Consider the following 13856-nt stretch of genomic DNA (forward strand, 5'->3'; position numbering starts at 1 on the left):
TTGAATAGCCAAAACAAGCGTATGAGTAATTTTTGGAACGAACGTTTTGCAACCAAGGAATATGTTTACGGCACTGCGCCCAATCAATTTTTCAGTGAGGAACTGAAAAAGCTTTCACCCGGGAAATTGGTACTCCCGGGTGAGGGCGAAGGCCGAAACGCTGTTTTTGCCGCGCAAATGGGCTGGCAGGTAACCGCCTTTGATTCGAGCAGTGAAGGCCAAAAGAAGGCGGAACAGCTGGCGGCCCGCCAACAGGTTGAACTGGATTACCGGATTGATTCGTATGACAGCATTGAGCTGCAGACCGAATCCTTCGATTGCCTGGCCCTGATTTATACCCACATGCCTCCGGCTAACCGGCAGGCCTACCACCACAAGCTAAGCTCGTATCTCAAAAAAGGTGGCACCCTGATTCTGGAAGGCTTCTCCAAGGCCCAAATTCAGAACAACACCGGCGGCCCTAAAAATGTGGATATGCTCTTCTCGAAAGAAGAACTGCAAGCCGATTTTGCCGGGTTTTCAAGCCTGAAAATCAGCGAAGCCGAAGTGGAGCTGGACGAAGGCGAATTTCACCAGGGAACAGCTCATGTCATTCGCCTGGTAGCCGTAAAATAAGGCTTGCTTTTAAGCCCCGTTCCATCCGTCAATCCTTCAATCCCGCCACTATGCAGGATAAAACTGCTTCGGGTTTAGTCCTTATCTCCGCTAACACCCAGGAGCGAGCTAGACAGGCCGGGGCACTGAAGAGTCCTTATTCTCGAAGTCATAAACAAACTATTCCATCCAATAGCAGCAATATCTCTTTTTTGTTCTGATACGATCAGGATCTAATCTTATGTGCTCTCTAAGTAAATCCACCAATTTGGGCTTGAATTAAAAAAATAGGCACTGATACTGTTTTAATTGATTAGCATTTGTGCTAAATTACATAGGAAAAGCAACCAACAGAGTCTTAGTAGTCAACACCTTGTAGTTTGCTATACTTTAACTAAACGATTAAGGAGGTCACACATGAAGAAGTTTATCCATGCATTTGCGGTTCTCGCCGGCATCATCATCCTGATTACTCAATCTTGTTCAAAAGACGATTCAAAGGACCATTGGGCCCGACTCCACCAGGAGCGACTCGAGATTGGACGTGCCCTGCTTGAAGTACAGGCGCCTAACGTAGCCGAAATTCTGCCCTACTATACCGACGACATTGAATACCATGATCCGATCGTTGACATCAACGGAATTCAGGATATGACTGCCTTCCTCAATCAGCTTATCATCGGTGCCTCACCCAATCTTGTCACAACTGTTGAAGACGAGACCCTCATTGACGACATCTATTCGGCAACCTGGATCATGGCCGGGGATTTCCTCGGCGTTCCGTATCAGGCCAAGGGCATCTCGATTCTCAAGTTCCTGCCCAACTCTTCCCAGGTGTACTACCAGCGGGACTATTACTCCGAGGGCGACATCATGGCCACCATCCCCGGCTTGGATCAGGCAATCGGGGGCTTCAGAACGTACTACAGGTGCTCTGTGGATCCAACCTTCGAATGTCCATTCCCCCCTGCCCCTCAAAACTCAGAAAATTCCCAACTGCGTTCGCAAAGTAAGCTAAGCAGTGATCAGCTGGTCGTCGGTCGTCAACTGGTCGAGATCAATGCGGAAAACTGGACAAGCGTGCTCCCCTTCCTGGCAAGCAACTACGAGTATCACGACCCCATTGTCGACATCTTTGGTCCCGAAACCATGGCCGAGTTTCTGGGTCGTCTGTTTGCCGGATCGTCGGACTTGTACACCACGGTTGAGGACGAGACCATCGTAGACGATATTTATATGGCGACATGGACCATGTCCGGTGAATTTAACGGAGCTCCTTTTAGCGCTCCAGGTATGTCAATCGTGAAGTTTGTTGAAGGTACGACACAAACTTATTACTCCCGGGACTACTATACTGAGGGTGATGTCATGCTTGGCGTTCCAGAGCTAGCCGGTGCGGTGCAGGGGTTTCGTGACTACTACCGTAGCGCCGTAGATCCAACCTACGTCAGCCCAGAGTAGAATTGAATTTTCTCTTTGACCTACTGATCAGATGACTCGAAGTCATCCGATCAATAGGCCCCCTTGCAGCCCTATCACCCCCTATAACTCCGAAAAGCAGGGCTTTACTCGGTGATGAATGAATTACCGGCAGCTATTTTTTTAATGGAGAAGACATTCAGAATTCTTGTTCAATGCCATACCCTGGAGTATTGTCGTTTAAAACGACTGCCAGCTTATCCCTCGCCACCGTTAACGCTCAGACGAGGGATAGGTGGGGTTACGTCAACACCGCGTTCAGCCACTATGCTGCGCACTGGCCGAACACTTAATTATTCTGTGGCGTATTTTTAATTTTTCGAATTATTCTGCTGTCAATTACAAACAATGGAGTAAGAATCGAGATATAGGCCAGTAAATCCCAAAAGTCAAAGGTTGAATCATATATCTTAAAATACTGCAAGGTTTCAATTCCAAAACATACGATAAAAAAAATTATCAAAGTTCTATTTGGTGTGAAAAAACGTGTCCATATGTTATCTACTGTTGTTGTATATAAACCCCTAAATAAAACATATGCCCAAGCAGGGCCTACCATATCCAGTACATATCCTTTCCAAAAAGCACCAAGGTCAAACCAAATTGTTGATAGACCAGTTCCCAACAAAAGAATTAGGGCTATTGCCCAATATGGCGCGTATTTATCATGCATTATGCTTAGATTATTTTGTCTCACATTTTTTTGGGAAATTGCTTGAATTATTATGATTTGCAGTTATTCCATATGCCACACAACGGTCACTTGTAAGTTGTCGTTGCGAGAATCCAGCGAACGACACCGCACGAACCCCGCAATGCAATTTACAATTTGTTATGCAAAGTATTTTAATTGTATTTTCTTGTTAGTTTGTCCATTTCTCTATGAAAGATTTCCATCGAATCATCATCTATTTCCAATTTTAATATTGACTCAACATTTACAGATTCTTCTCCATTTTTAATTCTTTCAAGTCCATTATGAATGTCATCTTTTATTTTTTTTGGATATTTCCATATTTGTTCGGCAGCCTTTATTGTATATTGAGCAAAACTGTCTCGTAGTATTTTATATTCGTCTTCAACTGAGGTTGATTTTATGTCATTGTACCAGTTTATCATCTCGCCGTATAGTCTGGCTAAAGCTCCTGCAACATAAAATAGTCCTTTTAAATCTGATGGTACACCAGGTTCTCCATAATATGTTTTAAATGCTTTATTAAAAAGATTATTCCCAGAATCAATAATGTTGTCTAGGGACTGTAAGTTTTGAGTTAACCACTTCTGAAGTTCAATGTCATTATCAATTCTAGTTTTAGATTTAAATAGAATGTGATATTCTAGGTCATATTTTAATTCTTCAAATTTTGTAAGTTCATCCTCCAATGCTTGTGCAAAGAATAAAACTTCAAACATATCTTCACGATTTAGAAGAATATTTATAGCATCTGTGGATAGCTTTTTATAAAAATCAGGAAGATTAGATTTAAATTGAGTCTTTAGATTAAGAGCTTCTTTAAAAAGATAAGAGAACTGTGTTTTGAGGACTTTAATAATATCTTGGGCTTTTTCAAACTCAAAGCACCAATTATTATCTGTTTCCCTTAAGTCTTGAACAAATTCAAATATTTTGGTTGAATCTACACTATCAGAAAAATCTCCATTTTGATTCTTTTTCCAAATTGGTAAGATTGAAATTATTTGTCTGTAAATGAAAATATAGATTGGTATTCCAAGTTTTTTGGCATATAAATATTCAGTATTTGTTATGGATTTCCCATTTTCAATTTGATAGCCATAACGATTACCGACTACTAAAACGAAAATATCTGTATTCTTTTTAACATTTTCAATACAATTCTCAATAGTATCTTTTTGTGGATTGATTGGAAAATCGTGATTTTCTGACAAATAAGGTGTGTATCCTTGGTTATAGAAATAATCAAACAAATCTGCCCTAATCTGTTTTAAATCATAACAAGTAGAACTAAGAAAGATTTTTAATTGACTCATATGTTTTAGCTAATTCTTGGTTTGTTTAATATTTTGCATAACACTTATATCCCCACAGTCTTGTGGATCTATTCGCATTAGCTGGATGTATTTTTGTTGGTTAATAGACTGCTTAGGGGTGGTTGATGCGTGTAGACCGGTTCTTTCATTTTTCCTTGGTTTGTCGGTTTATAAATACATTTTGTTTAAATGTAGGAATTTATTGTTTTAAAGCAGGCATTTGATCCGCTGAATTTCGGATTGGATTGAATCGTGCTACTCCTGGTCTCCGCTAACGCTTAAACGGAGAGAATCCAATCGAGGGCTTTCGCCTGCAAGCCTCGTAAACAGCGGCTTGTCGCAGCCAGCTCCATGGGCAAATACTCATAACTGACTAATTTGAACGCCTCCCACAGCTGTGCGACAACCTCTCAAACCTGTTGGCTGGCTTGCCGCAGCCGTGCGACAAGGGAACAAATGTTGTGGATGGCTTGGTGCAGCCCTGCGACAGCCTTTCAAACTTGTTGGATAGCTTCCCGCAGTACTGCGACAAGGAAAGAATGTTGTGGCTGGCCTGCCGCAGCCGTGTAACACCCTTTCAAACTTGTTGGATTGCCTCCCGCAGTGCTACTGCGTGTAAATCGTACAGCATGCCAAATAGCGCCTAAAAGGAGTCGTAAAGCAAAATGCTGTGTAGCATAATTTTAGGTATTGACTCAGGTAGCCATTTGCCGTAATTTTATTTAACAAAACCGGAATTAGCAAAACGCTTTCCAACACCAAAATTTAAACAACCTTTTAAAACCCATCTATTCATCCTTTAATTAAACCACATGGCTAAAATTCTAACACTTTTATTGTACAAACTCCGCAACGGAGAATACTTTCAATTTATGAGCGACTTTAAAAAGTTGCTCCTGAAACTTAGCCCCGCAGCCATCCATTCGGAGGCCGAATTTACTGACTTTAACACGGCCTTTACCAAACTCGACGAAGAATTGCGGGTGGACCAGGGCAGCGTTTTAACCAAAGAATTACAAAACATAGATCAGGACCGCGACAATATCTGGCGGGCCATCGATATGCGCATCAATGCGACCTTGTTGTGCACCATTGCTGAGGAAGTGGAGGCTGCCAAGCGCCTAAGGCGCCTGTTTGATCTGTATGGCGACCTTCGCCGCATTTCGTATAACGAAGAAACAGCAGGTTTAACCAATTTGCTGGGCGATTTGGCCAAGCCGGGAAATGCCGGTTTTGTGACCACCTGTGGGCTCGACACTTGGGTGACACGCTTAAACGAATTAAATGGAGCTTTTAAGGCGAAACAAAATGAACGCGATACGGAGCTGGCCTATAAAAGCAGTGGAAGCGCCAAGTTAATTCGTCTCGAAATTGATCCGCTGTATAAACTGATGGTTGAACGGGTAAACGCCTTGGTAAGCTTGAACATGCAAACGCCTGAAATTGAGAATTTCATTAAAGAGCTTAACCAAAAAATTAAAACCATGGAGCATACTTTGGCTACCCGTGAAGGTAGAGCCGATAGCGAAAAAGAAGAACCGATCTCATCAGAAGTGGATTGAAAATGATTTCATTTCTAAATTTTGTTTTAAAAGGTTAACAGAAGCATCCTTCCTTCGGGCTGGGTGCTTTTGTTGTTTGTGCCTGTGCCGATAAAAATCAGCCCCCGGCCTACCTTTTGTTTAGGCGCAGCGGAAACGAGGAGAAGGCTGTGGTAATTTCAACACGAAAATTGGAAGAGGTTAACAGCCGTATTTTCCATCCATCCATCCATCCATCCATCCATCCATCCATCCATCCACTGATGGCATAATCTAAAGTCATTCAAACAGCTGGACTGGAGGCTCAATAGCCAGATCATTAACTTTTCAAAGCAAGTATTTCTCAAAGAAGGTGTCCATTTTTAGTTGCGCATAGTCATTCACGCGTTGGACCACATCCATGGCGTGCGGCCAAAGCGGAAAGCGGTAGTACTCGCAAGGCACCCCCAAGCGATCAAGCTCTTCTTTCAGCATGTCTGACTGGCTGGGTGGTAACAACTGATCAGAGGTTCCTTGCAAAATTAGCGTTGGCGGGTCGTCGGCACTCAGGTAGCGTGCTGGCGATGCCTCCCAATACAGTTCGGGCTTGTCGGCATAAGCGTGCCCGATAAAACCGGTTACTAAGGGCTGCGTTTGGGCATACTCAATCCGGAAGTCGACAGGCCCATAGATGTCAACCACTGCTTTGATCGGAAATTTAGCCGGCTTGTCCCCTTCCCGATGCCAGCCATAAGCCGCCAGCATAGCCAGGTGGGCACCAGCCGATCCGCCAATCAAGGCCACCCGCGAAGTATCGTACCCGTAGCTTTCCCCATTCTGAAAAACCCACTGCATGGCATCCTGAATATCTTCAACGCAGGCCGGATAAATGCTGTCTTTCACCAAGCGGTAAGAAACGCTTGCCGTGGCGTAACCTTTCTCGGCGAAGTCGATCAGGTAAGGCAAATAATCGGCTCGTTTTCCGGTGCGCCATCCCCCGCCATGAATAAACACCAAGAGCGGAGCTTGCTCGTTCAGCTGTTTGGGCAAGTACAGGTCGAGTTGCAATGAGCGCTCTCCCACCCGCTTGTATTCAATGTTTTTGATTTCGTGAACGGCATGGGGCACCGTCGGTTTTCGTTCAACCAAACTTTCCAAACCAACTCCTACGGCCAGGTAGTCGAGTCGTTCAAAATGATAACCAACCGGCGCTCTATCAGGATACAGCCAGCCCAACAAACGCGGTGAACTCATCATGAAAACAAACAGCAGCACCAGCGTAAGTACCACCTTAAACATCCGTTTTACCCAAAAATTCTTCATGCCAAAAAAGGAGTCGATTAAACACCAATTCGATATACGAATAATAAAAAGCGAGGGTTAACCCCTGTTTTTGGCGTAATCATTAAAGAAGAATTAAAAGCAAAGTCATCGCTAGGAATAGCTCGCTACCTTGGCGTGCTCAGGCTTGGTATCACGAAACCACCTTTTCAATAAAAGGGTCAGAATCACGGCCTCCGAAAAGAAAATCAGGTCAACGGCAAATCGCCCAAATACAACCTGCATAAAGGATAATCCGTCAATATTTAAGCGTTCAGGATGAAGTGCCCACCGTCCAAATGAAATCAGCATACACGCCCAGATCAACAGCAGCAACAGGTTGCGAACAAGCCGTTCGTTTTGCTTGTAATAGCTCACCAACAAACCAACATTGGCAGTCAGTAAAAATACAAACAAGAAGTACATGGTGAATGGCGTCCACCTATTGGTATCCGGGTAAAAGTCCCGTATCAAGTCGATTGCGGCATGGCAAAAGGTCAAGGTAATTCCGAGTTGCCAAGCTGCCCACGGGAACTTTAAAGCAATAAGAATCAGAATCAATCCAAAGAAAGCATAGTTGACCAAAATCGTGGCGATGGTTCTCAAACCAACCATCACAAAAGAATCTGTGCTGGAAGCTCCATCTGCAAAAGGTTCCAGGGAATAAGGCACCAGCCAATAAATTAGCAAACCAGCCCCCAAGCCAATCAACAGCTCCTGGTAAACCCGTCCATGTTGGTTTTCAAAGGTTGACTTTCCCTGGGCAAGCTCCTGAATCGTCGTGCGGCTTAGCCAAGCTGCAAAGCCCAAAGCTGCCCCAAGCAAAGCGCCAAACGAAAACTCCATGGCTTTCCACCAATCGCGGTAAATCACAGCGTCTCCCAATTTGCCACCAACAACAAACCAGAAACCTCCAAGGCCAAAACCTAAACCACCACCCAGGAGTCCCCACAAACTAAAGCGGGTCACTAACTGACGGCTTACCGTTGGTAACTTGAAACGCAGGTAGGTAAGCATGGCGATTCCACCCACCAACAGGGCAGCCCACGACTCGGGGCGTGGTTTCTCCGGATAAGAGAAATACAAAACCATGGGATCGTTAATCAGTTTAAAGCCAATTACCATTCCGACAAACAGCCACAGGTAGGCATAAAGCAGAGTTTTCAAGGGAATTTGCCGGTGTAAAAACCCCAAGGAAAGGATCATACCGCCAAGGAATCCCCAGGTAGCCCCTTTCACCGTGGTGCCGAAGGTCCCCCACCAAACCGTGTCCATGTTTCGCAAAAAACCGAGTGTTTGACCATAAGTCATCTCGCCACCAATCCCCACGCCAGCCACGCCAAACACGACCACCAACGCCGAAAAGGTTCTGGGCAGTTCAAGCAGCAAACAAATGCTGAGGGCTACCATAGCCCCGGGAATCATTGCTCCATAAGGGCCACCACCAATATGTCCGCGCAGGCCCCATCCCAGCGACATGGCCAAGGCCGGCAATAGAATAAACATCCACTTTTTATACGCTCTATTTTGTTCCATGATCTTTCAATATTTGGGTTTTACCATTTATTATTGGATTGTTAGAATTTCAGCTATCAGCTTGTCGAACATTCGATTTTCATCCATTTACATTCTTTCCAGACCGAAGGCGTTAGAGACTTACTTCATCGACATTCCACGCCTTCACCTTTAAATTGGGCTTGCCCGCATTGGAATTGCTCAGTGAATAGCGAGCCGTGTAGGTACGTTCTTCTCCCGGAAGCAAGGTGCAATAATTGTCGCTCCAGTACACAGGCAATATTGGTTGCTCCGACTGCGGATCCAACAGATCGAAATAAGTAAAGAAAGCAATTGTGTTGCCCGGATTTTTAAGGGTTAGCTTCACCACACCGTTTTCACCCTCTTTAGTGTACAGGTAATCGTACTTCAGCTGCACCTTTCCCAGCTGGTCAAGCGCAGTGAAGTCGGCGTAGCCTTTGGGAGGCGTGTAGTAAGGCCATTCCAACTTTTTGGCCGCCTCATAATCCAGCTCATCTTCTTTGAGCGACAACCAATACAAGTTGTTATCCACTTCCTCCTGATCCTTGTTGTAAACTCGCAGATCAAGGAACCAAACGTCCGTCCGGCTTTTAATTTCCGGCAACTGGTAAATCTGCTTCGACGTATTGGTCGCAATGGATCCGGTCCAGCTATCGGAGAAAATCTCCTTCGACTGAATATCAAAGGCGCGTATTTTTACGGTCACCTCTTCAGCGGCATTCAGCTGCTCGTTTGCCAGGTAAATATCGTCGAAACCATAGCGGTAAATGGCATGCAGCGGATTACAAGCTTTCCGCACACCATAAAACGAACCATTTGGCTGCAAATAGGTATCATACAATTGCCAGTACAGCTCCGGCCAGGCCGAATTCAACATCCACTGTACCAAGCCGGTACTTTTAGGTTTGTGCGCAATAAAAGCTTCAAACATCGGCCGCATCAATTCATAGTTACTTACCTGCGATTTAAATGCGAATTCCTCAACACTGTGCGACTCGCCATAGCGCTCGTTCATGGCCTTGCGGAAACGATCCAGCGTTTTAAACGCATTTCGTCCGGTATGGTATTCCCAATACGTTGTGTCAATGGGCCACAAACTTTCCTCTGGCAACATTCTTTTTAAAGAAGACAAAGGCGGAATACTTGGCCCGGGGCAGGTTTCGGTATTGAACCCGTAACCACCACCCAGCAAGCTATCGGTAAACCAGTAAACAGGAGGCGTATACGCATAGGGGCCCAACATCTTCATGCCTGTGGGACCGCTGATGTCACTCACCAAGGGGACTTCAGCAACAATGTTGTTGTCCTCGGTTCCGGCCCCTCCAGCCGAAGTGACATACGTCCGCGAAGGATCATATTTCTTGAATAACTCAATGTATTTATGCTCCAGTTTAGGCGCTGGTAGCTTGTCGCTTCCCAACATCCACACGTATATACTTGGATGATTGCGCAACCACAGTAGTTGATCTTTCCACATGGCCGCCATCAATTCAATATCCTCATCCGACACTGCTCCGCCATACTTCTCGTGTGTTGGTTTAAGCAAGTACTCCTCCCACTCCCAATGGCAATTCCAGCCAATCATCACCAAAATACCATACTCATCACATAGGTCATAAAGCCCTTCGGTCTTTCCCCAGAAACCTTCGCAACGAATGCTGTTCAGGTTCATATGGTGAACATACTTAAGCTGAGCTTCCACCGACTCTTTCGTATCTTGCAGCAGAAGGTCATCGACCCAACCGCCCCCTTTGGGCAACACAAACTTTCCGTTCACCTCAAACACCCGGTTCTGATCATCATTCAAATAGCTCTCAATTTCCCGAATGCCGTAACGGCTGCTCACTTGATCCATCAAGGACTTGTCGGAGATAAAATCAACTTTCAACCGATACAAATTGGGATCGCCCATGCCATTGGGCCACCACAACTTTACATCTTGAACAGCCAGCTGCTGAAAGTCTCCCGGGCTAAAACGACACGAACGACTTTCACCCGCCTTAACCGTGACCGCCTGCTCAACGACTCCCAGCTCATAATCAACCCGCAAAACGCCTTGCTGATCCTTCTCCGAGCCATTTTCCAGCTCCACTTGGATGAAAAGATCGGCTGCATCCAAGCTTTTCTTATCAACCTTGGCATACACAAAAGGACTGCGAATTTTCACGCCTTCATTTACTTCCAGAAAAACCTCGCGAAAAATTCCCAGGTTCCGATCGCGTGGCAAAGGATTCCAATCAACAAAGCCAATTGAATATTCACCATCAGCATGTTGCCACATTTTCAAGGCAAGCGTATTTTTTCCCGGCTGCACATAGTCATTTATGTTGAAAGTAAACATGCGGTAAGTGCCAGCAAATTCATCCTTCCCAGCCACCTTCTGCCCGTTCACCCAAAGATCAGCCCGGTAATTGATTCCGTTAAACCGAAGTGAAACCTGCTTTTCCAAATCATCGCCGTTCAGTTCAAAGGAAGTTCGAAACCACCACGGTTTTTGAAACTGCGCCGGATCAACCTGTTGCATATTAATTCCAAAATAAGGATCTTTAATTTTCCCGATTGTGGCCATGCTTCCTAAAACCGTTCCTGGCACAATAGCTTCCAGCCAATTGTCGTCATCGTAGTTGTTTTGAGAAATCAGGCTTTCATCTGCTTCTGTCAACTTTTCGCTAGACTGCATGGTCCAGTTAGCATTGAGGTTTTCAACTTTGGAAGTAAGGGGATGGTCCGGACTGGAACAAGAAAACAATCCCCAAGTTATAAGTCCGGCAATAAGAAGATGCCCAAAAAAAGAGTTAAGCCTTTTCATAGATGGTGTCGTTAGTTTTTAATCGTGTCAAATGTCTTTATCACTCATACTAACAAAACAAGGATATACGACCCAAAAAAACTCCATGTATTTTACTCATTTTAAAACAAATATTAACCGAATATGACTTCTCCTCGCCAGCAACTAATTATATTCGGTTAATATTCCAATACCAACTTCCTGGATCCAAAAGCCTGGCCTAACCGACTCCTGGATGGTTCCGGAATAGCAGGAAGGCATAAAATGTAAAAAGACCGCGAAAGGCGGTCTCTTTAAAATTTAAAGCATGCCACTTTAAAAAGCATTATCATTTAAAACACTTCAGAAGGACATAAAATCGTTTATTCAACTCTCCACGAACGGTTCGCTTTGGGGCCCATTTCAAAGACCAACTTCCCTCCATTCAAAATAGCCTCGTGTAAAATTTCGGGCTTCACCAAGGGCTGTCCGTCCAAACTGGCTGACTGAATATACTTATTCTCCGATGATGCTTGAGGAGCACTTATCTCAAATGTTTTTCCATTTCCTAAATCAATTGTCACCTGCTCAAACACCGGGCTGCCAATCGAGTAAGTAGTCAATCCGGGGGTTACCGGATAAAAGCCCATGGCTGAGAATACAACAAAGGCCGACATGCCTCCCCCATCTTCATCGCCCGGAACGCCCATTAGGTCGTTGCGAAACCACTCGTGCAACAGCTTACGCAAGCGCTTTTGGGTTTTCCAAGGTTGACCGGCATAGTTGTACAGGTAAGGAACATGCAGCGAAGGCTCATTCGCCATCGAAAACTGTCCAACATTCCCGGTATGATCGGGCAATTGCGCATAAAATGCATACTTACTTCGTCCTAAAGGCTCAGTAAACATTTCATCCAAACGATTGATGAAATTCGTCTTTCCGCCCATCAACTCAATCAAGTCGGGGATATTGTGCTGAACATCCCAGCGATAAACCCAGGCATTATTCTCGCCATAATACTTCCGGGCTCCCATACCCCCCGAAAATTTATAATCAAATGGCTCAATAAACTTCCCATCCTTGTCTTTCGGGTGAAAGAAGTCAGTTTGAGAATTGAACAGGTTACGGTAGTTGAAGGAAGCTGCTTTAAACTTTTGGGCATCTTCTTCTTTTCCCAGGATCCGGGCGATCTCAGACAAACACCATTCATCATACGAAGTTCCCAGGGTAACCGCAACCGGCTGACGACTCTCAAAGTCATGTACCTCCGGAATTGTTTCCTCCTCCCCTTCGTACAAGGCTGGAATATAGCCATGATCTTTATAAAATTGGTCGAGTTCTCCGCCCGGCATGCCCGACCACGGAGCCAAGGTCTTCTCGGTTATTGCTCCTTTGCAGGCCTGGTAAGCTTTCTCTAAATCGAAGTTCCGCAATCCCTTTTGATAGGCATCAATTACCGAAGCAACGCCATGATTTGAATTCATCCGACGGCTATCACCCGTAATCTCAGGGAAAGTAGGCCACCAAAAATTATCCATCTGCTCCGACATCAACACAAAAGAATGCAAAATATCTTCTTCCACTTTCGGATCAAGCAAGATCCGCAAAGGATGGTGTGCCCGATACGAGTCCCAAATCCAGTCGTCAGTATAAAATGGCCGACCGGCATCAGCATGCACCTCTCCATCAAAAGCACTGTAGTAACGGCCATCTTCTGAAATACACACCGGACGCTCGTAGCAACGATACAACGACGTGTAAAAGACAGTCCGGTCATCTTCTGTGCCTCCGGAAACCTGTATTTTACCTAGAGCTTTGTTCCAAACGTCGCGTCCTTGCTCCTGCAATTGAGCAACCGTTTTGCCGGCCACCTCACGGGTTAAATTGGCCTTAGCCTGCGCTTCATCAATAAACGAAATTCCATAATGCATTCGAAGCTGCTTGGTTCCTCGAGGGTACTTCAGCACCAAACAAGCATCCCGGCCTTCCACCTCTTTCCCGGCATGCAAGCTGCCATCAACCAACGATCCCACTATTTGAGGCATAACCTCCGGCTCTAAATAGAGATACACTTTTGTATTATTCTCGATAAGCTGATAGCCGCTTAAAGCTTTTCCATCCCAGCTCATGACTCCATTGCCCGAGTTCAGAATCAGGTAAGCCGGTGCATCCTGCATAAACTTGAACTCGTAGGCCGCCGACTGATGTGACAAGCCAAAGTCAACTTGTACTTGCTGTTCATCCAAAAAAACTGAATAAGAATAAGGAGTCAGCTTTTCCTGATCGTAACTAAAGTTGATCACCGGAGCTAAATCCTTCTCCTCTCCCTGAAAAGGGCTCAGGTTAAACGCCGAACTGCCCCGATGGCTGGTCACCACCAAAGGCAATCCCTTCAGCCTGATTTCGGTGTAATCACGACGTTCAGGATACACACACAGCATACTGTTGGGCAAATGAATGGTTGGGAAGGTAGGCACCAACAGGTGACTGATATTCCCCATGTACGGATTGACATAGTCAACGGGGGAATTTTCTGACTCATCCCCATTGTTCGGAATTGAACACGACACTCCAAGGGCCAAAACGGCCAAGGCTATAAGGTTAAAAATTTTTCTCATCGGTTTAATTTT

10 protein-coding genes are annotated in these 13856 nt (G+C 45.1%); 3 read left to right on the forward strand and 7 right to left on the reverse strand.

Annotated features, from left to right (window positions below; translation table 11 throughout):
• Positions 1–21 precede the first annotated feature (21 nt).
• Positions 22–615 (forward strand): class I SAM-dependent methyltransferase, encoded by a 594-nt coding sequence (locus Q1A18_RS16185; RefSeq protein ID WP_299582970.1) that lies wholly within the window; start codon positions 22–24, stop codon positions 613–615.
• Positions 616–1011: 396 nt separating this feature from the next.
• A complete protein-coding gene (locus Q1A18_RS16190) occupies positions 1012–2055 on the forward strand; it encodes a nuclear transport factor 2 family protein (protein ID WP_299582973.1) in 1044 nt (347 codons plus the stop codon).
• A gap of 307 nt (positions 2056–2362) precedes the next feature.
• Here the strand turns inward: Q1A18_RS16190 and Q1A18_RS16195 are convergent, their stop codons facing one another.
• Positions 2363–2746 carry a hypothetical protein gene (locus Q1A18_RS16195; protein WP_299582976.1) on the reverse strand — a complete coding sequence of 128 codons (384 nt, stop codon included), beginning with the start codon at positions 2744–2746 and terminating at the stop codon, positions 2363–2365.
• Positions 2747–2919: 173 nt separating this feature from the next.
• Positions 2920–4083 carry a DUF4062 domain-containing protein gene (locus Q1A18_RS16200; RefSeq protein WP_299582979.1) on the reverse strand — a complete coding sequence of 388 codons (1164 nt, stop codon included), beginning with the start codon at positions 4081–4083 and terminating at the stop codon, positions 2920–2922.
• A gap of 812 nt (positions 4084–4895) precedes the next feature.
• Here Q1A18_RS16200 and Q1A18_RS16205 point away from each other — a divergent pair.
• Positions 4896–5645: a DUF6261 family protein gene (locus Q1A18_RS16205; protein ID WP_299582982.1), complete on the forward strand. Its 750-nt coding sequence runs from the start codon at positions 4896–4898 to the stop codon at positions 5643–5645.
• Positions 5646–5754: 109 nt separating this feature from the next.
• Here the strand turns inward: Q1A18_RS16205 and Q1A18_RS16210 are convergent, their stop codons facing one another.
• From Q1A18_RS16210 to Q1A18_RS16230, 5 genes are all read right to left on the reverse strand, one after another.
• Complete coding sequence (locus Q1A18_RS16210; RefSeq protein ID WP_299582985.1) at positions 5755–5907, reverse strand: hypothetical protein; 153 nt, start codon at positions 5905–5907, stop codon at positions 5755–5757.
• Positions 5908–5951: 44 nt separating this feature from the next.
• Complete coding sequence (locus Q1A18_RS16215; protein ID WP_299582988.1) at positions 5952–6926, reverse strand: alpha/beta hydrolase; 975 nt, start codon at positions 6924–6926, stop codon at positions 5952–5954.
• A gap of 111 nt (positions 6927–7037) precedes the next feature.
• Entirely contained in the window at positions 7038–8459 is a 1422-nt protein-coding gene (locus tag Q1A18_RS16220; RefSeq protein ID WP_299582991.1) for a hypothetical protein, read from the reverse strand.
• Between the two features lie 112 nt (positions 8460–8571).
• A complete protein-coding gene (locus tag Q1A18_RS16225; RefSeq protein WP_299582994.1) occupies positions 8572–11268 on the reverse strand; it encodes a sugar-binding domain-containing protein in 2697 nt (898 codons plus the stop codon).
• A gap of 341 nt (positions 11269–11609) precedes the next feature.
• Entirely contained in the window at positions 11610–13844 is a 2235-nt protein-coding gene (locus Q1A18_RS16230) for a GH92 family glycosyl hydrolase (protein WP_299582997.1), read from the reverse strand.
• Positions 13845–13856 lie beyond the last annotated feature (12 nt).

Source organism: uncultured Sunxiuqinia sp. (assembly GCF_947495665.1).
In the GTDB taxonomy this organism is placed as follows: domain Bacteria; phylum Bacteroidota; class Bacteroidia; order Bacteroidales; family Prolixibacteraceae; genus Sunxiuqinia; species Sunxiuqinia rutila.

What these genes read in the sequence shown, in the direction of transcription:
- Q1A18_RS16185 (WP_299582970.1), top strand. Translation starts at nt 22, where the DNA reads ATGAGTAATTTTTGGAACGAACGTTTTGCAACCAAGGAATATGTTTAC.
- Q1A18_RS16190 (WP_299582973.1), top strand. Translation starts at nt 1,012, where the DNA reads ATGAAGAAGTTTATCCATGCATTTGCGGTTCTCGCCGGCATCATCATC.
- Q1A18_RS16195 (WP_299582976.1), bottom strand. Translation starts at nt 2,746, where the DNA reads ATGCATGATAAATACGCGCCATATTGGGCAATAGCCCTAATTCTTTTG.
- Q1A18_RS16200 (WP_299582979.1), bottom strand. Translation starts at nt 4,083, where the DNA reads ATGAGTCAATTAAAAATCTTTCTTAGTTCTACTTGTTATGATTTAAAA.
- Q1A18_RS16205 (WP_299582982.1), top strand. Translation starts at nt 4,896, where the DNA reads ATGGCTAAAATTCTAACACTTTTATTGTACAAACTCCGCAACGGAGAA.
- Q1A18_RS16210 (WP_299582985.1), bottom strand. Translation starts at nt 5,907, where the DNA reads ATGACTTTAGATTATGCCATCAGTGGATGGATGGATGGATGGATGGAT.
- Q1A18_RS16215 (WP_299582988.1), bottom strand. Translation starts at nt 6,926, where the DNA reads ATGAAGAATTTTTGGGTAAAACGGATGTTTAAGGTGGTACTTACGCTG.
- Q1A18_RS16220 (WP_299582991.1), bottom strand. Translation starts at nt 8,459, where the DNA reads ATGGAACAAAATAGAGCGTATAAAAAGTGGATGTTTATTCTATTGCCG.
- Q1A18_RS16225 (WP_299582994.1), bottom strand. Translation starts at nt 11,268, where the DNA reads ATGAAAAGGCTTAACTCTTTTTTTGGGCATCTTCTTATTGCCGGACTT.
- Q1A18_RS16230 (WP_299582997.1), bottom strand. Translation starts at nt 13,844, where the DNA reads ATGAGAAAAATTTTTAACCTTATAGCCTTGGCCGTTTTGGCCCTTGGA.